This window comes from Vibrio sp. H11 (assembly GCF_004804295.1).
Lineage (GTDB): Bacteria > Pseudomonadota > Gammaproteobacteria > Enterobacterales > Vibrionaceae > Vibrio > Vibrio ostreae.
Genome location: NZ_SSHN01000005.1, coordinates 41,257 through 63,371, shown reverse-complemented (window position 1 = coordinate 63,371; position 22,115 = coordinate 41,257). Strand labels below are relative to the sequence as shown.

The window sequence follows — 22,115 nt, the reverse complement described above, 5'->3', positions numbered from 1 at the left end:
AACTTCTCCGGCCCATTGTTGTTTCTCAGGCCAAAAGCAAAACGCCCTCAAGGGCGTTTTGTATTATGTCGTACTGTCGTATCACTAAGCGTTACTTGTGGCGCTCTTTGAGCTTATCAATCACATCGCTCATCGACAGGCCTTGATCTTGCAACAACACCAGCAGGTGGTAAATCAGGTCAGCCGATTCACAAATCAGTTCCGCCTTATCGCCCGACGTCGCCGCAAGCGCGACTTCAACGCCTTCTTCGCCCACTTTCTGCGAAATACGTTTGGTACCACGCGAATATAGGCTGGCAGTGTAAGAGGACTCTGGGTCGGCACTCTTGCGGGCAGCCAGTAGCTGCTCAAGTTGATGAAGCCACACCATTTGTGACTCCTCTTGCGAGTCGCCATCCCAACAGGTCGTGGTACCGGTGTGACACGTCGGACCGATTGGGTTGACTTTAACCAACAGCGTGTCCTGGTCACAATCCAAAGCGATATTTTTCAGTTGTAACACATTGCCCGAGGTTTCACCCTTGGTCCAAAGACGCTCTTTGGTGCGTGAGAAAAACGTCACCTGTTCAGTTTGCAGCGTCTTTGCCAGAGCGTCCTGGTTCATGTAACCCATCATCAGCACCTGGCTGGATGCGAAATCCTGGACAATTGCCGGTACAAGACCATCGACCTTTTCCCAGTTAATGCGGTCTGAGAGCTCTGTCAGGCTTGGTACTGCTTGGCTCATAGTCTTACCTCGATCTCTTGTTGTTTTAAATACTGTTTTAGTTCACCAATATTGATGATCTGTTTGTGGAACACCGATGCCGCCAGGGCGCCATCGACATTAGTCAGCTTGTAAGCATCGGCGAAATGTTCCATCGCACCGGCACCGCCAGACGCGATCAAAGGCACTTTGCACACTGAACGCACCATGTTGAGCTGCTCAAGATCGTAACCATTACGCACGCCGTCCTGGTTCATCATATTCAGCACGATTTCACCGGCACCGCGTTTCTGCACTTCCTGTACCCAGTCTTTGGTTTCCCATTGGGTTGCTTTGGTACGTGCTTCATCACCGGTAAACTGATACACCTGGTATTTACCGGTCTCTTTATCAAAGTAAGAGTCGATACCCACCACAATACACTGCACGCCGAATTTATCCGCCAAATCCGTGATCAACTGCGGGTTGGCCAGAGCCGGAGAGTTAATCGACACTTTATCCGCGCCGAACTCCAGAATACGCGCTGCATCTTCTGCTGACTTGATGCCGCCGGCGACACAGAAAGGGATATCAATCACCTCCGCGACACGAGACACCCAGCTTTTATCCACCACGCGGCCATCACTGGATGCGGTGATATCGTAAAATACCAGCTCATCCGCGCCCTCTGCGGCGTAACGTTGTGCCAGCGGGACGATGTCACCGATGATTTCGTGGTTACGGAACTGAACGCCCTTCACCACCTGACCATCACGAACGTCGAGACAAGGGATTATGCGTTTTGCCAACATGCGAACGCCTCCTGTGCGGTAAATTTACCATCCAGCAGGGCGCGACCTACGATCACACCTGCTACACCAGTATCTTTCAGTGCTTCGATATCCGCCAGGCTACCGATACCGCCCGAAGACTGGAACTGCACCTGAGGATACTGCTTACATAAATCAACATACAGATCAACGTTCGAGCCCGCCAGTGTACCGTCACGGGAAATGTCGGTACACAGCACGTGCTTAAGACCGACCGTCAGGTAGTCATCTATCAGAGCTTCGATGGTTACACCTGAGTCTTCCTGCCAGCCGGAAATCGCGACCTTACGCACGCCGTCAGCATCAATGTTGATGTCCAGCGCCAGAACAATCTTTTCTGCGCCGTATTTGCTCATCCAGCCTTTAACCAATTCTGGTTGTTTCACTGCGGTAGAACCAACCACAACGCGCTGTGCACCCGCTTCCAGCAAATCAATCACGTCTTGTTCACTGCGCACACCACCACCAATCTGGATGTGAGCCGGAGTGCTGGCCAGCAGTCTGGCAATCAGGTCGAGCTGACGTGCCGTGGTATCTTTGGCGCCAGTCAGGTCAACCAGGTGCAGCCAGTTCGCACCAGCCTGGTGATACAGATTGAACTGCTCTGCTGGGTCCACTTTATATTCGGTGACCTGGCCGTAATCGCCCTGATACAAACGTACCACCTGGCCTTCAATTAAATCTAATGCGGGAATGATCATCACTATTCCTTATTAAGGCCTGATAACAGTCATCAGGCACTCATCCTTACAATTCCAAAAAGTTTTGAATCAGCTTTGAACCGGCTTTTGAAGAACGTTCCGGGTGGAACTGTACGCCGTAGTAATTGCCATTCTGGATCGCAGCACTAAACGGGTTGCCATACTGACACTGAGCAATAGTGTAATCCCCCACCGGCATCGCAAAGCTGTGCACAAAGTAGAAGTACTCACCTTCTTCAATATCTTTAAACAGCGGATGTCCTGGCGTGGCTGATACGGTATTCCAGCCCATGTGCGGCAGTGGCAGGTCGCCGGTTTGCATCAGGCGGACTTCGCCTTCTACCAGGCCAAGACAGTCAACGATCTCATCGGCCTTCTGACCTTTCTCTTCCGACAGTTTGCCCAAAAGCTGCATGCCAAGACAAATACCCAGCATCGGCTTTTCAACTTTCTTGACCAGCTCAATAAGATTGCGCTGCTTGAGGTTTTGCATCGCTTCGCTCGCAGTGCCCACCCCAGGCAAAAACAGTTTATCTGCCGCCAGCACTACAGCAGGCTCTTTGGAGATGGTCACCACGTAGCCAAGACGTTCAATCGCAAAGCGCACGGAAGAAACGTTGGCACAACCGGTATCAATGATAACGACCTTCTGACTCTGGCTCATTACAACACCCCTTTACTGCTCGGCAGCTCATTGCCTTGCACCTGAATGGCCTGGCGCAGCGTACGGCCGAAGGCTTTGAACAGGCTCTCAATGATGTGGTGATCATTCTCACCTGCTGAAGACAGGTGCAGCGTACACGCCAGCGTGTCAGTCAGAGAACGGAAGAAGTGATACACCATTTCAGTCGACAAGTCGCCCACCTGAGGACGGCTGAACTCAGCATCAAACTTAAGGTAAGGACGACCAGACAGATCCAGCGCACACTGTGCCAGACACTCGTCCATCGGCAGACTGAAACCAAAACGACCGATACCGCGTTTGTCGCCCAGCGCATCTTTCAATGCCTGCCCCAGGGCCAGTGCAGTATCTTCAACCGTGTGGTGATCATCAATGTGCAGATCGCCCACCACTTTCAGTTTCATCTGGAAGCCGCCGTGCGTGGCGATTTGATCCAGCATATGGTCAAAAAAGCCCAGACCGGTTTCAATCTGGTTGCCGCCGGTTTCATCCAGATTGACAGCCACCTGAATATCGGTTTCTTTGGTCTTGCGCACCACTTGAGCGGTACGCGCTTTGATCGTCAGATCTTTAACGATTGCTGGCCAACCCATGGTTTCCGGGTGGTACTGGATACCACGAATTGCCATGTTTTCAGCCAGCTGTAAATCCGTCGCACGGTCGCCAATCACAACAGAGTGTTGGAAATCCACCCGGCCGCTTTGCAGGTATTCTTTCACCATACCCAGTTTAGGCTTACGGCAGGAGCAGTTGTCTTTCTCAAAGTGAGGGCAGATTAGCACATCGTCAAATTTCACACCCTGCGATGCAAAAATGTCCATCATCATATTGTGCGGTGCATCGAAATCTTGCTGTGGGTAGCTGTCGGTGCCAAGACCGTCCTGGTTGGTTACCATCACCAGACGGTAACCGGCATCTTGTAGCGCCAGCAGGCTCGGGATGACATAAGGTTCAAGCTTCAGTTTATCTAAACGGTCAACCTGAAAATCAACCGGCGGCTCAACAATTAAGGTGCCATCACGGTCGATAAAAAGAATTTTTTGTTGATTGCTCACGGGAATATCCTTTTCTTAACGGCAGCGCGGACAGCACTGCCACACTCATCACAGATCAGTGTTCATTAATTATCGATTACTGGTAATAATTGCGAATAAACGCAACGGTTTTTTCACACTCTTCCCGGTTTCCGACTGAAATTCGTACGCAGTTTTCAATCGGTGAATTACGCAGAATGATGCCGTGGTCCCAGGCGGCTTTAAACAGCGCATCGCCATCCGGGAATTTCACCAGCAGGTAGTTACCCCAGCCTTCAAATACGGTGAGACCTGCAATCATCTGCAGACCCACCTGCAGATAAGCACGGTTGGCGTTGAGATCCAGAACCTGGAACTTAGCACGAGCCAGGCCGGCTTCAGACAGTGCCTGCACCGCGATATCGGCGACCGGTACCGGTACCGGATACGGCGCAATCACTTTCAGCAGTACATTAATCAGCTCTTCATTCGCCAGGGTGAAACCACAACGCAATCCTGCCAGCGCAAACGCTTTTGACAACGTGCGCAGAATCGCCAGATTTGAGTACTGTGCCAGCAGATCAACCGTCGAGGCTTCCGGACAGAAATCAATATAAGCTTCATCCATCACGACAATGGCACGGTCTTTGGTCATTTCCAGCAGCTTAACGATATCAGTGCGCTTCACCAGGTTACCGGTCGGGTTGTTCGGGCTGCAGACAAAGACCAGTTTGACGTTGTCCAGATTGGCTTCGATCGCATCCAGATCCAGCTGCCATTCAGCCGTCAGAGGCACTACTTTACGCTCAACACCGATTGTCTCAGCGCTGATCGCGTACATACCATAGGTCGGCGGGCAGTAAAGAATCGCGTCTTCATTCGGCTCACAAAAAGCGCGAATCAGCAGCTCAATGCCTTCATCGGCACCACGTGAGGTCAGCACCTGATTACCCTGCACACCAGCGTAGGCCGCATAAGCCTCGATAAGTGCAGGCGGCTGACAATCGCTGTAACGGTTAAGACGGGTACAATCCGTTTTATACTCGTTGTCGAATGGTGATTCATTGGCATTGAGCCAAACATCACCACTACCGCCGATGCGGCGCGCTGACATATAAGGTGTCAGTGCCTGAACTTGTTTACGAGCGAGTTTTTCCATGATGATTACGCCTTTTGTAACTTTTCAACCCGGATGGTGACTGCACGTCGGTGTGCATCCAAACCTTCCGCATTTGCCATTGCAACCACTGTCGGAGCCAGAGCCTGCAGACCATCTGCGCTTAGCTCCTGCACTGTCATACGTTTACTGAAATCCGCCAGACCAAGACTCGAGTACGTACGGGTATAACCGTATGTCGGCAATACGTGGTTGGTACCGGAAGCGTAGTCACCGACAGATTCCGGTGACCAGTCACCGAGGAAAATAGAACCTGCATTATCAAGCAAAGGCACCAGTTCACGTGGATTCTTAGTCTGAACAATCAGGTGTTCCGGACCATAGTAGTTAGAGATAGAGACCGCCTGAGTCAGGGACTCGGCAATAATAATCAGGCTTGATGCCAGTGCCTTCTCAGCAATTGCAGAGCGAGAAAGCTGCGCCAACTGCTTTTGCACCGCATCAGTGACCTGATCAGCGATAACAGGTGACGGCGTCACTAAAACCACTTGTGAATCAGGGCCGTGTTCTGCCTGGCTGAGCAAATCTGCCGCGATAAAGTCAGCATCAGCCGTTTCATCAGCGATGACCAGCACTTCAGACGGGCCCGCCGGCATATCGATCGCTGCACCGCGGAAATCATTGCTAACCTGACGCTTAGCTTCAGTTACGTAAGCGTTGCCAGGGCCGAAAATTTTATCCACTTTAGACACAGTTTCTGTGCCGTAAGCCATCGCCGCAATCGCCTGACCACCACCAACGTTATACACTTCATCAATGTTACACAGTTTGGCGACGTACAGGATCTCATCGGCAATTGGCGGCGGTGAGCAAAGCACCACTTTACGGCAGCCGGCAATTTGTGCAGGCACACCGAGCATCAGAACCGTTGAAGGCAGCGGCGCACTGCCGCCCGGAATGTACAGGCCTACTTTGTTGATCGAACGGGTTACCTGCTCACAAACCACGCCTGGCATGGTTTCCACTTTGATCGGTTGTGGCTTCTGCGCTTTGTGGAATTTAGCAATGTTGGTGTAAGCCTGATCGAGAGCCTGTTTCATCTCATCAGTCAGACGTTCAGACGCTGCATCAATTTCTTGCTGAGAAACGCGGATCGATTCCGGCTTCACGCGGTCAAATTTTTCCGTCAGTTCCAATAATGCGGCATCACCGCGGGCACGGACCTGACCAATCACTTCTGAAACAGCAGCAGTAATGTTTGCTCCTTCAGCGATTGCCGGACGCTGCAGAATTGAATCCTGCTGCTCTTCACTTAATGATTGCCATACAACGGTTCTCATGGCGACTACTCCATAATTTTTTCAATCGGTAGTACAAGGATAGAACTTGCGCCCAGTGCTTTCAGTTGTTCCATCGTTTCCCAGAACAGGTTCTCAGAGCTCACCATGTGTACGGCTACTTTCGTTTTGTCTTCAGACAGAGGCAGAACCGTTGGATCTTCCGCACCCGGCAGCAGAGACTTAACCTGAGCCAGTTTGTCAGCCGGGGCGTGCAGCATGATGTATTTCGACTCTTTCGCCTGTTGAACACCTTGCATACGCGCCAACAGTTTCTCGATCAACGCCACTTTATCCGCTGCAAAATCACCACCACGCTGAATCAGAACCGCTTTTGATTCATAGATGACTTCCACTTCTTTCAGACCGTTGGCTTCCAGTGTTGCGCCAGTAGATACCAGGTCGGCAATCGCATCAGCAAGGCCAGCGCGCGGAGCGACCTCAACAGACCCCGTCAGCATACAGGTACTGAAATCAATGCCCTGCTTGTCCATGTAAGACTTCAGCAGTTGAGGGTAAGTGGTTGCAATGCGCTTACCACGCAGGTCCTGAGGGCCGTTGTAAGGCATTTCTTTATCGATAGCGATGGACAGACGGCAGCCGCCAAAATCCATGCGGCGCAGAGGCACGTAGTTGCTTGGCTGGTTCAGAGCCTGGCGATCAAGACAGGCTTCTTCCAGAACGTTCTCACCGACAAAACCTAGGTCAACCACGCCATCCATGATCAGACCCGGAATATCGTCATCACGAACCAGCAGCAGGTCGATTGGCATATTTAGTGAGTGAACCACCAGACGCTCACCCATGATGTTAAATTTAACACCGCACTTTTTCAGTAGTTCCTGGCACTCTTTGCTCAGGCGACCTTTCTTCTGAACGGCGATTCGTAGGCGTTGTGTCTGCATTACATTATTCCTTTGTAAGATATTGAATTTATTTCAGATTTATCTGAGCCAGATAGAAAAAAACCCTCGAGAGATTTGTCTCCCGAGGGTCTGATTTCTGAAAATTTTTTCATATAACCACCGGGAGAGTCCTGCCTCCCGGGTATGCGTACATCTCCCGAAAGACTGCTTAGGGATGATGGTGATGATGAATATTCATTACAAAATTACGCATACTATTTACTTCTGAACTGGTTAACTTGATTGGTTTCAACACTAACTAAGCTCGACAGAATTTGCAACTGCTAATTGCATTTTTTTTCCTGCCACGGGTTAAATAGTATGAAATACCGTAACAACCTTTAAAAGAACAACGTCACTTCTGCTGATCGACATCACTTTTACTGATCTGAGCGGCAACACTGATAATGCCGGCCTGATGAGTTGCTACTCAGCGAACACCTTAAAATAACCGTTGCACAGCAATTACCTTCACAAAAAAACGTGTCTGAGCGATAGCTTTCTCATATATAAGACAGCCAATCGCTCCCTAATTAGCCCAGAAGCACTAGGGTTATATGGAGTCTTGTTTAACAAGGTACGAAGCTGTGAGCACCCATGTCGATGTGTTATGCCCGAATGATTATAAAACTCTGGAGCTGATTGGCAGTAGCTCGAGTATGGCAGATATACGCAACAAAATCTCCAAATACGCCGCCAGCGATGCCGAAGTACTGATCCAGGGTGAAACCGGGGTGGGTAAAGGGTTGTGTGCCAAACTGATTCACTCACTGTCCGCAAGAGCCCAGTATCCGTTTATTGAGGTCAATTGTGGCTCCATAGCCAGTGGTCTGATCGCGTCCGAACTGTTTGGCCATCAAAAAGGCGCCTTTACCGGCGCTATTGCCGACCACATTGGTTATATCCAGCGTTCCAATCACGGCACCCTGTTTTTGGATGAGATCGGAGATATGCCCTCTGATTTGCAGATTCATCTGCTGCACTTTATTGAATCTAAAAAAATGCAACGTCTGGGGTCTGACAGTTCGGTATCCGTTGACTGTCGTATCATTGCGGCCAGTCACGTCGATCTCAAACACGACATCATTCAGGGCGGTTTCCGAGAGGACTTGTATTACCGACTCAATATCTTGCCGCTGCATATTCCGGCATTAAGAGAACGTAAGGCAGATATTCCTGATTATGCCCAGTATTTCCTCAACGTATTGAGCGACGGCAAGAAAAAACACCTCAGTAAAGCCGTGGTCGACTATCTGACCCGCCACTCATGGCCAGGGAATGTGCGTGAGCTCAGAAATGTCATTCAGCGTGCAATTATCATGTGCGGAGACAAAAACATCACCATTGCGGATTTGGGGCTTGAAATTGCAGATCGGCAAATGCTACCGGCATCGGACACGATTGATTCTGATTACCTGCTGCAGGTCATCAGTGACCACAAGCATAATATGAGTGCTGCAGCGCGCTATATGGGAATATCACGTACGACACTTTATCGACTATTAAAGAAATATAATTTGCAGAAATAGGCGGTTTGGCGCCTGCTCTGAGTCATGCCGGGTTATACCGCCTTCAGTGACCATCTCAACACAAATAAAAAACTCCGCGCTTGCGGAGTTTTTTATCAACCGGGCCAGTTTTTATAATCCAGCTCAGGCTTACCAAACAGCCACCTGGTTATCAGACGGTTATCAGGCCGTTTTCAGGCTCGCTATTTTGGCACGGGAGAGCGTCACAAAGGCAAAACAGACCGCAATAAATACCGCCGTTGCTGCCGCCAGAGACAGGAATACCGATGCTGTCATACCCAGTACGACATACCCAATCGCCGAAACGCCCGCTACAGCCAGTGAGTAAGGCAGCTGAGTCGAAACGTGGTCGATATGGTTACAGCGCGCGCCGGTAGAAGAAAGAATCGTGGTGTCTGAAATTGGAGAACAGTGATCGCCAAATACAGAACCGGCCAAAACCGCACTCAGCATCGGCAGCATTAATGCAATGTCTGTCGCACCGGCCATATCACCGGCAATCGGTAACATGATACCGAAGGTACCCCATGATGTACCCGTTGCGAATGCCATGATGCCCGAAAGCACAAACAGGATGACCGGCAACCACTGCGAATCGATATTCCCCTGCACCAGAGACGACAGGTAAGCACCGGTCTTCATATCACCGATCACCGCACCAATCGTCCAGGCAAAGATAAGAATCAGGATGGCACCAAACATCGACTTTGCGCCAACCCACAGTGTCGCGCCAATTTCGCTGATCGCAATCCCCTGCTTCACGACGGTAAACAGAGCGACTGCTAGGCCAACCAAGCCGCCATATATCAGTGATGTACCGACATTCGTGTTCTCGAAAGCACCCAAGATATTGAACGCAGTACCCTGTTCTGACAATGATTGACCACCGGTCCACAACATCGCGCCAATCGTGGCGATAACCAGCGCCACAATCGGAAAAATAAGGTCAGACACTTTTCCATTTTCACTTTCACGAATATCCAGTTCATCATTCAGATCGCGAGCCTGGGCATCCGCATCGGAACCTTTACCCATAGATGCGGCAATTTCGTGCTTGCGCATCGGGCCGATATCCATCTGGAACCAGACCACGACAAACACCATGATTAAGGCAAAAATCGCGTAGAAGTTCATCGGTACCAGACGCAGATAAGCACCCAGCGGAGAATAGTCACTAATACCGTGAGAGACCAGGATACCACTGATAATGGTCATGATATAAGCGCCCCAGCTTGAAGCTGGCATAACAACACACATAGGGGCTGCGGTCGAATCAAGAATGTACGCCAGCTTTGAGCGCGATACATTAAAACGATCAGTCACAGGACGCGAGATAGAACCAACAGCGAGGCTGTTAAAGTAATCATCAACGAAGATGAATACGCCCAGAAATGCCGCCAGCAACTTAGCACCACGTTTGCTTTTAACCCGGACCTGGGCCCACTCGGCAAACGCACGGGTACCACCTGAGAGAGACAACAGCGCCGTCATCATGCCAAGCAGCAGAAGAAATCCGACGATACTCATATTCCAGGTGTTCAGTCCGCCGTCTTCGACAAAAACGTTTGAGACTTTTTCACCGATGTAACTCAATGCTCCACCCACTGAATAATCAGCCAGTAAAAGCGCACCCAATATAATACCGACACCCAGTGAAACCAGAACACGGCGTGTTACGATCGCCAGCGTCAATGCCACCAAAGGCGGAAGTACAGAAAACGGTGAGGTAGCAAAATCAATTAAATTCATGATCTTCAAAAACCAGTAATAAATGGCTAGAGATCTACTGCAGACAAACTACACGAACTAACGCGTAACTTATGTTGAACTAAGCGAAAGGGAAGCGAACACTTCACCCAACCCTACAGTAGCGCTCCATAGTTTAAGGAAAAAATAGACTATGGCAGTGTTGTCCCTATTCGCTGACAACCCCAGCCAGACGCATTGACAGGCGTGCTGACTTCGGCGATATCACCTTTTGTCATAACTCACTGGCATCACCCTAATCATGACTACTTATCGATATCGCGCCTCTACATCGAAACCAGGACAAACATCTCTGTTAAGCAGTTGTAACAGATTCTCATCCCGAACTTCGCATCAGGTGCGCGCTATTGTACTTATGATAATTATCAATGCAACACATCCTGTTACTCAATTTTGATCACAAAATGTTGAAATCCATTTCATTGCTGAGACCCATTTCATACAATTATGCAATGAATATCACTTCGCTTATTTGCGTTTGTGCGATAAATTGCTCCTTTTAACCAATTCAGCGAATAAAACCATAAATAAGATAAGGGTGAAGCGGGAGTAATAAATTGCCCACGGCGCAGTTATTTTATTTTTACAAATATTTTTCTTAATATTACACTTTCATTGTTGCCAGAATAAATCGCTGGGTTTACTATTGAACTGTTAAAAGAATTTATTTCATAGGAATCGGTAATGTCGGAAATTACAAAAACTCTGTTGAATATTCGCAGCCTTCGTGCGTACGCTCGTGAATTGACTGTTGAACAACTAGAAGAAGCACTGGATAAATTATCTACTGTTGTTGAAGAACGCAAAGAAGCGGAAGAAGAAGAACGTGCAGCACGTGAAGCTCAAGAGGCTAAATTAGCCGCTATCGCTGAGCAAATTGCAAAAGACGGCATTGATGTTGATGCTCTTATTACTGCACTTGCTGGTGAAACTAAAACAAAAACGAAAGGCAAACGTGCTCCTCGCCCAGCTAAGTATAAATACATGGACAACGGTGTAGAAAAGACTTGGACAGGCCAAGGTCGTACTCCATCGGTTATCCAACAAGCTCTGGACGAAGGTAAATCTCTCGAAGACTTCGCACTTTAATAGCTTATCTTTTAATAAGGCTCCCATATGGGGGCCTTTTTTTCTATTGATATAAATATTTATGCGCTACAGAATGAGCATGAAACCGCTTACAGATTTAACACAGGTCGCCGTTAGATTTTGTTACAGATAAGTGGCTTAAACAATAAACGACATGCTTTCCATAATTTAACTCAATAACCAATAAAGGCATCAACTCAAAATCAGCAAGCAGCGCTGTTGTTGATTTTTATCCCGCAGGTAAATAAAAAGCACTACCAAATTGGCAGTGCTTACAGATACGTATCAAGTTTATTGCCGCAATCAAGCCTAGCTCACTGATGAGCCGCGATTAACGTTCCCAGTATGCTTCTTCCAGGCTATCTTCACGCTCAGGCAGACCACGAGACAAGCGCGGCGAGTGCTGAACCAGGACTTCATAGCTTACTCGGTTGGAATATTTACACACCTGAGAGAAAGACGAATAAGTCAAAAACTCGTGCTGATGCTTGCTGGAGTTAGGAACGTTCTCTTTATGATACTTATTTGCAGCCATATCGTGTAACAACGCCGACAGCGCCGCATCCCCTGCTCCATTGGTATTTTTTATTTTCTCCGGCCCCCCCATATAAGGCGCAATATGAGAATAAATACGCAGCGGATTAATACAGCTGACTTTGGTTGCCGGGCGACTGAACTCATAGCGGTTAAATTCTGGAATAGAGCCGGGTAACAGAGGCAATGAAGTTTCACGCTTACTGGATTCTTCCGTATAACCTGCCATAAACAAACCGACAGGACCTGCCGTACATAACACCAGATCAACCCAATCCAACGCTTTATCCGAAGCCGCAAGCGGATCGCTTTCGCCGGTCAGAGCTTGCGCTTCATCTTCGTTCATGGCTAACACAGACACGTGATCATTGAGGAACTGCTGCCAGAATGCTGGGTCATCCTGAATAACAAATTTAGTCCCTAACGTCAGCACCACAGGCACGTCATGTTTTTTGGCGTATTCTATCGCTCGCATGGTTGCATCAGGCATAGGGTCGCCTTCTTTGCAACGCACTAAATACGCTGTGAGCACTAATGCAGAAGCACTTTTAAAAATCTTTTCCGGGATATTATCCGGACTGAGCTGATTCATCTGACCTTCACTAATCGCAAAAGTTCGTTCACCATCTTCAGTAATTAACGCAAAACAGCGGCCAATCGCGCCGTCAACACCTTGGAGGTAATTCAAATCCATACGACTGGATGTATTACATAGATAGCGGTATCCGTAGCTGCCGATCTTTATATCCTGACTCATAACCCCTAATAACGTTGAACGGTCATCAGCTAATACCGAATAATTATGAAGCGTGTTACCTATAGTTCCACCTGCATATTCATTGGTAATCAATTGCTCAGACTTCAACTCGCTATATAGAGCTTCTGCACTCTCATCACTGATCACCAGCGAATGCCCCTTGCTCAACCCATAACGCTCAATCAGGCCGGTATCGACTTTTGCTTCAATATCAACCAATGTCTGATCAATACCAATAATGTGGGTACGTGACATTCTTTTACTTTCTTGTGCTTGAATCACAAGCGGGTCACGGGCATGAACCGGGAAATAGTGTTTGGATTTGCGTTGGCCGGGAAATTTCATAACGTCAGTATAGGCTCGGATGGAAAGGATGCGCGATTCTACCCCGCGTCCAATGTTGCGGCAACTCACACAATTATAGCAAACGTTTGCAATGATGATATTTTTAGCAATAGCAAAAATAATAACGATTGCACTCTGAACTCCGCTATTTAGACAATGAGATCACGCCCATCTCCTTATATTAATCGCTGTTTTACATCCCCCAACTTTAACCGTGTTTTTACAGGCAACACTGTCCTCATGGAAATGATGTTGTTGGTCAAAAACTGCGTTTAAACAACCGCAGAGAGCGTCTGTGTGAAGTGTGATTCGAGTCGCGGATCTGTCCTCAAAAAAATCTTTCTGTTAGAATCTGCCTCCTAGTTAATTAAGTGGTGTTTAGTCATGTCAGAAAACCGCAACGCAAACAGCCAAAAGAAAGTTATTGTCGGCATGTCAGGTGGCGTTGATTCCTCCGTTTCAGCTTATCTCCTGCAACAGCAGGGCTACCAGGTCGAAGGCCTGTTTATGAAGAACTGGGAAGAGGATGATAACGAAGAATACTGCACTGCTGCCGAAGATCTTGCTGATGCTCAGGCGGTCTGTGACAAACTGGGTATCTATTTGCATACCATCAACTTCGCAGCAGAATACTGGGACAATGTGTTCGAGTATTTCCTGGAAGAGTACAAAGCCGGCCGTACCCCAAACCCGGACATTCTTTGTAACAAAGAAATTAAGTTCAAAGCGTTTCTGGAATTCGCAGATGAAGTACTCGATGCAGACTACATTGCGATGGGCCACTACGTACGCCGTACTTTCCCTGAGCAGGGTGAGAAGCCTCAGATGCTGCGAGGCCTGGACAGCAATAAAGATCAGAGTTACTTCCTGTACACGCTGAGTCACGAGCAAGTCGCACGCAGCCTGTTCCCTGTTGGTGAACTGGAAAAACCAGAAGTACGCCGTATTGCTGAAGAGCAAGGGCTGATCACGGCGAAGAAAAAAGATTCAACCGGTATTTGTTTCATCGGTGAGCGCAAATTTACCGATTTCCTTTCTCGCTATTTACCGGCTCAGCCGGGTAAAATCGAAACACCGGAAGGTAAAGTCATCGGCGAACACCAAGGCCTGATGTATCAAACCCTGGGCCAGCGTAAAGGCCTGCATATCGGTGGTTTAAAAGACGGTTCCGAATTGCCTTGGTATGTAGCAGAGAAAGATCTGAAACGTAACGTGCTGATTGCTGTTCAGGGTGCCGATCACCCACTGCTGAAATCAGAGGGTTTAGTGGCCTCTCAACTACACTGGGTAGATCGCGAAATCATTACAGCACCAACACGTTGCACAGTCAAAACCCGCTACCGCCAGGCTGATATACCATGTACTATCATCCCTCTTGATGACAGTAATATCAAAGTTATGTTTGATGAACCGCAGGTTGCAGTGACCCCGGGTCAGTCAGCGGTATTCTACCAAGGCGAAGTTTGTCTGGGTGGCGGTATCATCGAAGAGCGCATCGTTTAGGCATTCAGGACTTAGTCAACTTTAGGAGTATTTACGTGGCTAACACAAATTACGACCGTACCATCGCTTTTGCCGGTATTTGCCAGGCCGTTGCCCTGGTTCAACAAGTAGCAAAAAACGGTTCCTGTGATTCAGACGCGTTTGAAACTTCTCTCAAGGCCATCTTATCTACCAACCCTGCCAATACACTCAACGTATTCGGCAGTGAGGCTAATCTAAAAGTCGGCCTTGAGTGTTTAGTCAACGGAATCGACAGCACGCCTGCAGGCAGCGAAGTGACCCGCTACATCATCAGCCTGATGGCGCTGGAGCGTAAACTGACTCAGCGCCGCGATGCCCTTTCTCAGCTAGGGGATCGTATCCAGATGATCGAACGTCAGGTGGAGCATTTCGATCTGTTGGATGACCAGATGATCAGTAACCTGGCCAGCATTTATCTGGATGTCATCAGCCCAATCGGCCCACGCATTCAGGTCACCGGCACACCTGCGGTACTGCAGCAAACCGGTAATCAGCAGAAAGTACGCGCCCTGTTGCTGTCTGGGATCCGCTGTGCAGTGCTGTGGCGTCAGGTCGGAGGCAAACGTCGTCACCTGATTTTCGGACGCAAGAAGATGGTTGAGCAGGCTAAAATCCTGTTAGCCAGGCTGTAAAGATTGATTCATTAGCTCGCGCTTAGTCGCGAGCTAATTTTTTTCGGTTGCTGTCATGTTTAAATTGCCGGAATTACCGCAACCGAAGATGTTTTTTAAACTGAAACCAACCAACCGCAAACGATTGCGCAATGTTCGTGACAATTGCCACAGTTATTGGTATAAAGCACACGAAATTTAGAAACTCAATTCAGGAGAACCCCATGGAACTGTCAGCATTGACTGCTGTTTCACCAGTAGACGGCCGTTACGGAAGTAAGACTATTGCACTACGCAGCATCTTTAGCGAGTTTGGCCTACTAAAGTACCGCTCTATCGTTGAAATCCGTTGGTTACAAAAACTTGCAGCGACAGATGCGATCAAAGAAGTACCAGCATTCAGTGCGGAAGCAAACCAGTTTCTAGATGAGATCGCGGCAAACTTCAGTGAAGAAGATGCAGCGCGCATCAAAGAAATCGAGCGCACCACCAACCACGACGTAAAAGCGGTTGAGTACTTTCTGAAAGAGAAAGTGGCGGGCGTTCCTGAACTGCACGCGGTGAACGAGTTCATCCACTTCGCATGTACTTCTGAAGATATCAACAACACGTCTCACGCTCTGATGCTGCACGAAGCGCGTGAAACTGTGATCCTGCCTGAGATTCGCAACATCATCGATGCGATTCGCAAGCTGGCAAACGAATACCGTGACATCCCTCTGCTGTCTCGTACTCACGGCCAACCGGCTTCTCCGTCAACCATGGGTAAAGAGATGGCTAACGTCGCTTACCGTATGGAGCGTCAGTACAAGCAGATCGAAAACGTTGAAATTCTGGCTAAGATCAACGGTGCTGTAGGTAACTACAACGCACACATGTCGGCTTACCCAAGCATCGACTGGCACCAGTTCAGCGAAGAGTTCGTGACTGAGTCTCTGGGTGTAACCTGGAACCCGTACACCACGCAAATCGAGCCACACGACTACATCGCAGAGCTGTTTGATGCCGTTGCTCGTTTCAACACCATCCTGATCGACTTCGATCGTGACGTATGGGGCTACATCGCTCTGGGTCACTTCAAACAAAAAACGATCGCCGGCGAAATCGGTTCTTCAACCATGCCGCACAAAGTTAACCCAATCGACTTTGAAAACTCAGAAGGTAACCTGGGTCTGGCGAACGCAGTATTCAACCACCTGGCGCAAAAACTGCCAATCTCACGCTGGCAGCGTGACCTGACAGATTCAACTGTGCTGCGTAACCTGGGCGTAGGTGTGGGTTATGCTATCATCGCTTACACTTCGACTCTGAAAGGTATCAGCAAGCTGGAAGTTAACCGTGATGCACTGCTGAAAGAGCTGGATCAGAACTGGGAAGTTCTGGCCGAACCGGTGCAAACCGTTATGCGTCGTTACGGTATCGAAAAGCCATACGAGAAGCTTAAAGAGCTGACTCGTGGTAAGCGTGTTGACGGCGAAGCGATGCGTAACTTCATCGATGGCCTTGAGCTGCCAGCTGAAGAAAAAGCACGCCTGAAAGAGATGACGCCAGCCAGTTACATCGGTTACGCAATCGAACTGACTGACAAGCTTTAATCTGAAGCGAATACGTCAAAGGGTAGCTTCGGCTACCCTTTTTTGTTGGTCAATCACCAACCATCATGTGCAGAAAAACCAAGTGACTCTATTTCCGAAAAAATGATGTCCTGAAAAATTTTGATTTACTGCAAAGCTTTCCTTTACTAAAAAACTTTTATTTACTAAAAATTTTTATTTACTAAAAAACAAAGTCACTTTGCCCACTTCAATGCCAAACTTACGTATCGTGGTCACATTGAACAGGCGCGTTTCGTCCTGACGATACATCCAGTCATCAAATGTCACCTCAATTTCGCTGTCGTCGGTTTTCAGCAAAAAATCATATTGCCACTGCAGGGCATTACCGATTTCCTGTCCGGTTGCCACTCCGATGATGTCGTCGGCTTGCCCCTGATACATCCCCTCGCCAGTGCGAGTTATGGTCCAGATACGCTGACTCTGCTCACCATCGTCAAACTCAAAGTCTTCAACCAAGGTCAAAACATCACCAGAGACAGTCCCTACGATATCAACCTCAAAGCGCCGGGTCTGCTTATCGGTATAATCCTGTACCATTCCCCAGGCCTGAGTGTGACCGGAAAAATAGCCAAATAAATCGAAAGTCGGCTGACTCGCTTTATAATCCTTGAGCTCAGCCGAGCAACCCGCCAACATGGTTGCGGCCATCAGTAACCAGGCTCTGACTACCCACCAGAGTTTTGCTGTCGATGTCATCGGTTCATCCCTATTAATTGACTGCGAAGTTTCGGATATTGGGTGTTGGGTGATAACCAGATGGCAAGAAAGGCTGAGTTAAACTTCGTATCTGTAACCTCTCCCAGAATCTGAGACTTGTCCTGTAGTGACATATGGATCATCTGTCCACGATGTCCGTCAGACACATAGACCAGCTTTTCGCCTGACAGGACATTCGGTAACATCGTCTCTAACAGCGGGAGCCAACGCTCAATCTCATCACTGGAATAGCCCATTTTCTGCCACTGATCCCGGGTGGCCTCGACCAGGTCTTCACGCTCAATATCACGCAAATAGCGGATCTCCAACGCCAGCGGGTGACGAGGCACATCATCCTGCTGCTGATATTTACCGTCCGGCGTTCTCAACCGGGAAGAATAGATATCTAACCACAGCCAGGACAAAGTAGCCTGCCCAACGACAGGCCATTCATTCCATTGTGGCTTTTGTGTTCCATTAACCTCTGCCGCGCTGGCTGTTACGCCGGTCCACAGCAGTGTGCTCAGGAAAAGTGTGGCGATTGACGTTTTCATTGCTAAACACCTTTATCAGTAACAAAGACACACCTAACCATTCCAAAAACAGTGCCAACACTGTATAAAAAACGGGCAAACCGAAGCCAACAGCCCCGAAACGATAACCCGCCCAATAACTTAGCGCGCCACCTAAGCCCGTAGCTATTATTACGAGCCAAGATGGCAAATGGCTCAATGCCGGGATAGCAAAAGCTGCAAACCAGACAAAAATGAACCAAAGCGCAATTAACCACACCGGAAGATGCGGATTAATAAAGAAAAATAGCCCGAGATGCATATTGGCCACATCAATCGCTATACCGGTGACGGCCACGGCGCATATCCGCCCTACGGCAACGGATAGCCGCCAGGCTGAAAACAGTAGCGTAACGACCACCAGCAAAGTGGTCAGCCACTGCCACTGCTCCTGACCCAGGACGGCCAATAGCCAAATCAGCTCAAACCAGACTGAAACCAGGAGAAATGAACGCATCATCTGGCTCGTTGCAGAGTGAGGTGAATGGTACTGATGGTTTGCGCCTTGAATCCTCCCTCGCAATAGCACAGGTAATAACGCCACATGCGGATAAAACGCTCGTCATACCCCAGCTCACGAACCTGAGCTAAAGACGACTCAAACCGCTGCCGCCAGTCGGCCAGAGTTTTCGCATAGTCCTGACCAATATCTAACAAGTCACGCACCACAAAGTCCGTACTGCGAGTCGCCATGCTGGTGAGCGCCGTAATCGACGGCAGGAAGCCACCAGGGAAAATATACTTCTGGATAAAATCGACGTTATTACTGTAATAATCGTAACGCTGGTCCGCGATAGTAATCGCCTGAATCGCCATCAAACCGCCCGGTTTGAGCAGCTTTTGGCACTGAGTCATATACGATTGCAGATACGCTTTACCGACCGCTTCAATCATCTCGATCGAGACCAGCTTATCAAAGGTGCCTTCCAGTACTCGGTAATCCTGCTTAAGTAAGGTGATACGTTCCGACAGGCCCAACTGCTCGATCTTACGTTTAGCGTAATCATATTGCTGCTCAGAGATCGTCGTCGTGGTCACGTGGCAGCCATAGGTTTGCGCCATGTAGATCGCCATCGCGCCCCAGCCGGTACCAATTTCAATCACGTGATCATCGGCTGTGAGTTTGAGCTGCTGACATAAGCGATCCATTTTCTGAACCTGTGCCTGCTCCAATGAATCTGAGGTATTCAGATACAGAGCGCTGGAATACAGCATGCGCTCATCAAGGAAGGTGCGGTACAAATCATTACCCAAATCGTAATGGGCCTCGATATTTTGCTTGGCACGCACAATCGAGTTACGTTTCAGCCAGTGCCCAAGTTTATTAACCGCGCGCGTTATAACGCTGCTTTGCGCCTCAATTTTATCCAACGCGGCGAGGTTACGAGCCATCAGCTCAGTCAGCGCCGTCAGATCAGGACTGTCCCACCAGCCGTCCATATAGGCTTCTGCGGCGGCGATACTGCCGCCTTTCAGGACCCGGGCGTAGAAGTCCGGATTTGACACTCGGATCACAGCATGAGGCTCTGTGGCTTTGTATTCGCCAAACTGCTCCTGATTAATCGTATTACCACAGAAGTGTTCTTCGATGGTCAGTGACCCGCTATTCAGAAAACGAAGTGACTGCAGGGCCAGGCTACGCGCCCCTTTCTGCCACTGCGACAAGGTCTTGGGTAGTTCTAATGATGAGGAATTTAACATTGAGAATTCTCCTTATTGTTTTTATCCGCCTTGCTCTGGCGACTCTCGGGGTGTGAGCGATACTTGGGATGAAAGTTATCCTTAGGATGTAAATAAGTCGGTGCGCCTTTCACCCACAGCTTGAACGCCTGCCAATAAATCCCGAACACAACTTTTACCGTCATTGCCGGAGTGCGTACCAACAACTTTAGTAACCCGGAAGAGGTAAAAGGACGCGCTTTAAGCGCCAGAGTGGCATCAAATTCCTTTTGATCCCGATGACATTCGAGGTGCACCATTAATGAATGGTCCAACGGCTTCAGCCGCCATTGGTACTCCTGTTCAACGGGATTGAACGGCGATACATGAAACACTTTCTCGTGCTTCCAGTTCGCGCCGTCGGCGCCGCTGTCTGCCGCCACTGCATAGTAATGCCGCTCGTTCCAGGGAGTGTTACTGACCTCAGCCAACAAGTAACGCCAGTGTCCTCCCCTGTCATAAAGATAGTAAAAATTAACAGGACTGAAATAGAGACCGAGATAACGCAGATGAATCACAGCCAGCACTTTGCCGTCGCACTGCTCACCGGTCAGCTCATACACTTTATCCTGGACCGCTTGTTTCAGCGGCCCCTGACCGAGATAATCATCACGGCGAAACCGAGCCCAGTGCCACCAACGTTCGCCCAGTCCCCACACTTTCTGAGACAGTGCCGGCCAGTCATCAAGGTCGATACAGGGCATAAACAGCGGATAATTGAGTGAGTGCGTCACCGGGGTAAACCGGCGATGACGTACCTGGCCAACCATTAGAGCGCTGCCCGCTGTTTGCTGCTGCATTACGCTGCTCCTCTCGCATCTCTTGCCGCCTGAGCCTGAATTTGGGTGATAACGTCCAGTGCGCTGCGCACCCCATCCTCGTGAAAACCGTTGTGCCAATAAGCACCGCAATACCAGGTATTGTTCAAGCCACTCACTTCCTGCTTTCTCTCCTGCGCCCGAACAGACTGCAGGGTGAATACCGGATGGTGATAAACAAACTTGCGCAGAACCTTGTCCGGTTCTATCGAGTGCGTGCTGTTGAGGGTCACGCAAAAAGTGTGCGGCGAATGAATATGCTGCAGGATGTTCATATTATAGGTCAGAGACGGCAACTGCTGATCTTCTCCTGCCTGCCCGCTCAGCCAGTAATTCCACGAGGCCCATGCCGCTTTGCGTTTAGGCAGAAGTGCAGTGTCCGTGTGTAACACCACTTCGTTGGCCTGATAAGCCATGGCACTTAAAATATCTGTTTCGTTCCGGCTTGGGTCATTTAACATATTCAGAGCCTGATCGCTGTGACAAGCAAATATCACCGTGTCAAAATGCTCAACCCGACCATTCACTTCCAGCTCAACACCTTGCAGAGTTCGTCGCACCTGACTTACCGGCGAATTTAGGCGGATACGGTCAGAGAATCCCCGGGTCAATGGTTCAATATAGGCACGGGAGCCGCCTTCAATCACATACCATTGCGGCCGGTCGGTAATATCCAGTAATCCGTGATTGAGAAAGAAACGCAGAAAAAACATCAGCGGAAAAGCGCGCATATCAGCCAGCGACGAAGACCAGATAGCAGCCCCCATTGGTAAAATGTAGTTGCGGCAAAAGTAGTCGGAAAAGCGGTGATGGAGCAGGAACTGCCCGAGGGTTTGCAAGCTTTGCTGTTCGTCCCGTTCAGCCTGCTTGGCCAGCTTATTAAAGCGGACAATTTCCCGGATAAAGCGATAGAAACTGGGTCGTAACCAGTTGCGCTTCTGGGCAAACAAGGTGCGCAGCGTATGGCCGTTATACTCCAGCCCATTACTATCATTGCGCACACTAAAACTCATTTGAGTCGGCACGCCTTGTACCCCGATTTCATCCATCATGCGGATAAAGTTAGGATAGGTCCGATCGTTGTAGACAATAAATCCGGTATCCACAGAGTAAGATTGCCCCTGCAGTTCAACATCTACTGTCGCCGTGTGTCCGCCGATATAATCGTTGGCTTCAAATAATGTAATGTCATGCTCCTGATGCAGGTAGTACCCGCAGGTCAGGCCAGAAATTCCCGTGCCGACAATGGCTATTTTCATTGTAATGTC

21 protein-coding genes, 1 riboswitch and 1 other annotated feature are annotated in these 22,115 nt (G+C 49.1%); of the genes, 5 read left to right on the top strand and 16 right to left on the bottom strand.

Features of this window, described 5'->3' with window-relative positions; genetic code table 11:
• Nucleotides 1-91: 91 nt before the first annotated feature.
• From hisIE to hisG, 8 genes are all read right to left on the bottom strand, one after another.
• Entirely contained in the window at nucleotides 92-727 is a 636-nt protein-coding gene (gene hisIE, locus E6C74_RS09360) for a bifunctional phosphoribosyl-AMP cyclohydrolase/phosphoribosyl-ATP diphosphatase HisIE (protein WP_136484452.1), read from the bottom strand.
• Nucleotides 724-1,497: an imidazole glycerol phosphate synthase subunit HisF gene (gene hisF, locus E6C74_RS09355; RefSeq protein WP_136484451.1), complete on the bottom strand. Its 774-nt coding sequence runs from the start codon at nucleotides 1,495-1,497 to the stop codon at nucleotides 724-726. Before hisF ends, hisIE begins: the two co-directional genes overlap by 4 nt.
• On the bottom strand, nucleotides 1,479-2,216 hold the full coding sequence (gene hisA / locus E6C74_RS09350; protein WP_136484450.1) for a 1-(5-phosphoribosyl)-5-[(5-phosphoribosylamino)methylideneamino]imidazole-4-carboxamide isomerase: 738 nt from the start codon (nucleotides 2,214-2,216) through the stop codon (nucleotides 1,479-1,481). The genes hisF and hisA overlap by 19 nt, the downstream gene beginning before the upstream one ends.
• Nucleotides 2,217-2,262: 46 nt before the next feature.
• Complete coding sequence (hisH, locus tag E6C74_RS09345) at nucleotides 2,263-2,880, bottom strand: imidazole glycerol phosphate synthase subunit HisH (protein ID WP_136484449.1); 618 nt, start codon at nucleotides 2,878-2,880, stop codon at nucleotides 2,263-2,265.
• Nucleotides 2,880-3,953 (bottom strand): bifunctional histidinol-phosphatase/imidazoleglycerol-phosphate dehydratase HisB, encoded by a 1,074-nt coding sequence (gene hisB / locus E6C74_RS09340; protein ID WP_136484448.1) that lies wholly within the window; start codon nucleotides 3,951-3,953, stop codon nucleotides 2,880-2,882. The genes hisH and hisB overlap by 1 nt, the downstream gene beginning before the upstream one ends.
• Nucleotides 3,954-4,029: 76 nt before the next feature.
• The gene (gene hisC / locus E6C74_RS09335; protein ID WP_136484447.1) at nucleotides 4,030-5,070 is read right to left on the bottom strand and encodes a histidinol-phosphate transaminase; all 1,041 of its coding nucleotides are present in this window, start codon (nucleotides 5,068-5,070) and stop codon (nucleotides 4,030-4,032) included.
• A gap of 5 nt (nucleotides 5,071-5,075) precedes the next feature.
• Nucleotides 5,076-6,368: a histidinol dehydrogenase gene (gene hisD, locus E6C74_RS09330; protein WP_136484446.1), complete on the bottom strand. Its 1,293-nt coding sequence runs from the start codon at nucleotides 6,366-6,368 to the stop codon at nucleotides 5,076-5,078.
• A 5-nt stretch (nucleotides 6,369-6,373) separates the two neighbouring features.
• Entirely contained in the window at nucleotides 6,374-7,270 is an 897-nt protein-coding gene (gene hisG / locus E6C74_RS09325; RefSeq protein WP_136484445.1) for an ATP phosphoribosyltransferase, read from the bottom strand.
• Nucleotides 7,271-7,324: 54 nt separating this feature from the next.
• Nucleotides 7,325-7,461 (bottom strand) — a sequence feature (His leader region).
• Between the two features lie 396 nt (nucleotides 7,462-7,857).
• Here hisG and E6C74_RS09320 point away from each other — a divergent pair.
• Nucleotides 7,858-8,799, top strand: coding sequence for a sigma-54 dependent transcriptional regulator (locus E6C74_RS09320; RefSeq protein WP_136484444.1), 942 nt, complete (start codon nucleotides 7,858-7,860; stop codon nucleotides 8,797-8,799).
• Nucleotides 8,800-8,961: 162 nt separating this feature from the next.
• Here E6C74_RS09320 and E6C74_RS09315 read toward each other — a convergent pair whose 3' ends face one another.
• Nucleotides 8,962-10,548, bottom strand: a complete 1,587-nt coding sequence (locus tag E6C74_RS09315; protein WP_136484443.1) for a Na+/H+ antiporter NhaC family protein — start codon at nucleotides 10,546-10,548, stop codon at nucleotides 8,962-8,964.
• Between the two features lie 111 nt (nucleotides 10,549-10,659).
• Nucleotides 10,660-10,843, bottom strand: a riboswitch (Lysine riboswitch).
• Between the two features lie 407 nt (nucleotides 10,844-11,250).
• Here E6C74_RS09315 and E6C74_RS09310 point away from each other — a divergent pair.
• Entirely contained in the window at nucleotides 11,251-11,655 is a 405-nt protein-coding gene (locus E6C74_RS09310) for an H-NS family nucleoid-associated regulatory protein (RefSeq protein ID WP_136484442.1), read from the top strand.
• Nucleotides 11,656-11,986: 331 nt separating this feature from the next.
• Here the strand turns inward: E6C74_RS09310 and E6C74_RS09305 are convergent, their stop codons facing one another.
• A complete protein-coding gene (locus E6C74_RS09305; RefSeq protein ID WP_136484441.1) occupies nucleotides 11,987-13,291 on the bottom strand; it encodes an inosine/guanosine kinase in 1,305 nt (434 codons plus the stop codon).
• A 384-nt stretch (nucleotides 13,292-13,675) separates the two neighbouring features.
• Between E6C74_RS09305 and mnmA the strand changes: the two genes are divergently transcribed.
• The 3 genes from mnmA to purB all read left to right on the top strand — a co-directional run bounded on the left by mnmA (nucleotide 13,676) and on the right by purB (nucleotide 17,021).
• Nucleotides 13,676-14,794 (top strand): tRNA 2-thiouridine(34) synthase MnmA, encoded by a 1,119-nt coding sequence (gene mnmA / locus E6C74_RS09300; RefSeq protein ID WP_136484440.1) that lies wholly within the window; start codon nucleotides 13,676-13,678, stop codon nucleotides 14,792-14,794.
• Nucleotides 14,795-14,829: 35 nt separating this feature from the next.
• Entirely contained in the window at nucleotides 14,830-15,447 is a 618-nt protein-coding gene (gene hflD, locus E6C74_RS09295; RefSeq protein WP_136484439.1) for a high frequency lysogenization protein HflD, read from the top strand.
• Nucleotides 15,448-15,650: 203 nt separating this feature from the next.
• Nucleotides 15,651-17,021 (top strand): adenylosuccinate lyase, encoded by a 1,371-nt coding sequence (purB, locus tag E6C74_RS09290; RefSeq protein WP_136484438.1) that lies wholly within the window; start codon nucleotides 15,651-15,653, stop codon nucleotides 17,019-17,021.
• 174 nt (nucleotides 17,022-17,195) lie between these two features.
• Here the strand turns inward: purB and E6C74_RS09285 are convergent, their stop codons facing one another.
• Genes E6C74_RS09285 through E6C74_RS09260 form a run of 6 tightly spaced genes read right to left on the bottom strand, consistent with a single transcriptional unit; the run spans nucleotide 17,196 to nucleotide 22,106 of the window.
• Entirely contained in the window at nucleotides 17,196-17,738 is a 543-nt protein-coding gene (locus E6C74_RS09285) for a DUF3833 domain-containing protein (RefSeq protein WP_136484437.1), read from the bottom strand.
• The gene (locus E6C74_RS09280) at nucleotides 17,735-18,292 is read right to left on the bottom strand and encodes a chalcone isomerase family protein (RefSeq protein WP_136484436.1); all 558 of its coding nucleotides are present in this window, start codon (nucleotides 18,290-18,292) and stop codon (nucleotides 17,735-17,737) included. Before E6C74_RS09280 ends, E6C74_RS09285 begins: the two co-directional genes overlap by 4 nt.
• On the bottom strand, nucleotides 18,216-18,770 hold the full coding sequence (locus tag E6C74_RS09275; RefSeq protein WP_240798162.1) for a DUF2878 domain-containing protein: 555 nt from the start codon (nucleotides 18,768-18,770) through the stop codon (nucleotides 18,216-18,218). Before E6C74_RS09275 ends, E6C74_RS09280 begins: the two co-directional genes overlap by 77 nt.
• Nucleotides 18,767-20,011 carry a cyclopropane-fatty-acyl-phospholipid synthase family protein gene (locus tag E6C74_RS09270; protein ID WP_136484435.1) on the bottom strand — a complete coding sequence of 415 codons (1,245 nt, stop codon included), beginning with the start codon at nucleotides 20,009-20,011 and terminating at the stop codon, nucleotides 18,767-18,769. Before E6C74_RS09270 ends, E6C74_RS09275 begins: the two co-directional genes overlap by 4 nt.
• Nucleotides 20,005-20,829 carry a DUF1365 family protein gene (locus E6C74_RS09265; protein WP_136484434.1) on the bottom strand — a complete coding sequence of 275 codons (825 nt, stop codon included), beginning with the start codon at nucleotides 20,827-20,829 and terminating at the stop codon, nucleotides 20,005-20,007. The genes E6C74_RS09270 and E6C74_RS09265 overlap by 7 nt, the downstream gene beginning before the upstream one ends.
• Complete coding sequence (locus E6C74_RS09260; RefSeq protein ID WP_136484433.1) at nucleotides 20,829-22,106, bottom strand: NAD(P)/FAD-dependent oxidoreductase; 1,278 nt, start codon at nucleotides 22,104-22,106, stop codon at nucleotides 20,829-20,831. The genes E6C74_RS09265 and E6C74_RS09260 overlap by 1 nt, the downstream gene beginning before the upstream one ends.
• Nucleotides 22,107-22,115 lie beyond the last annotated feature (9 nt).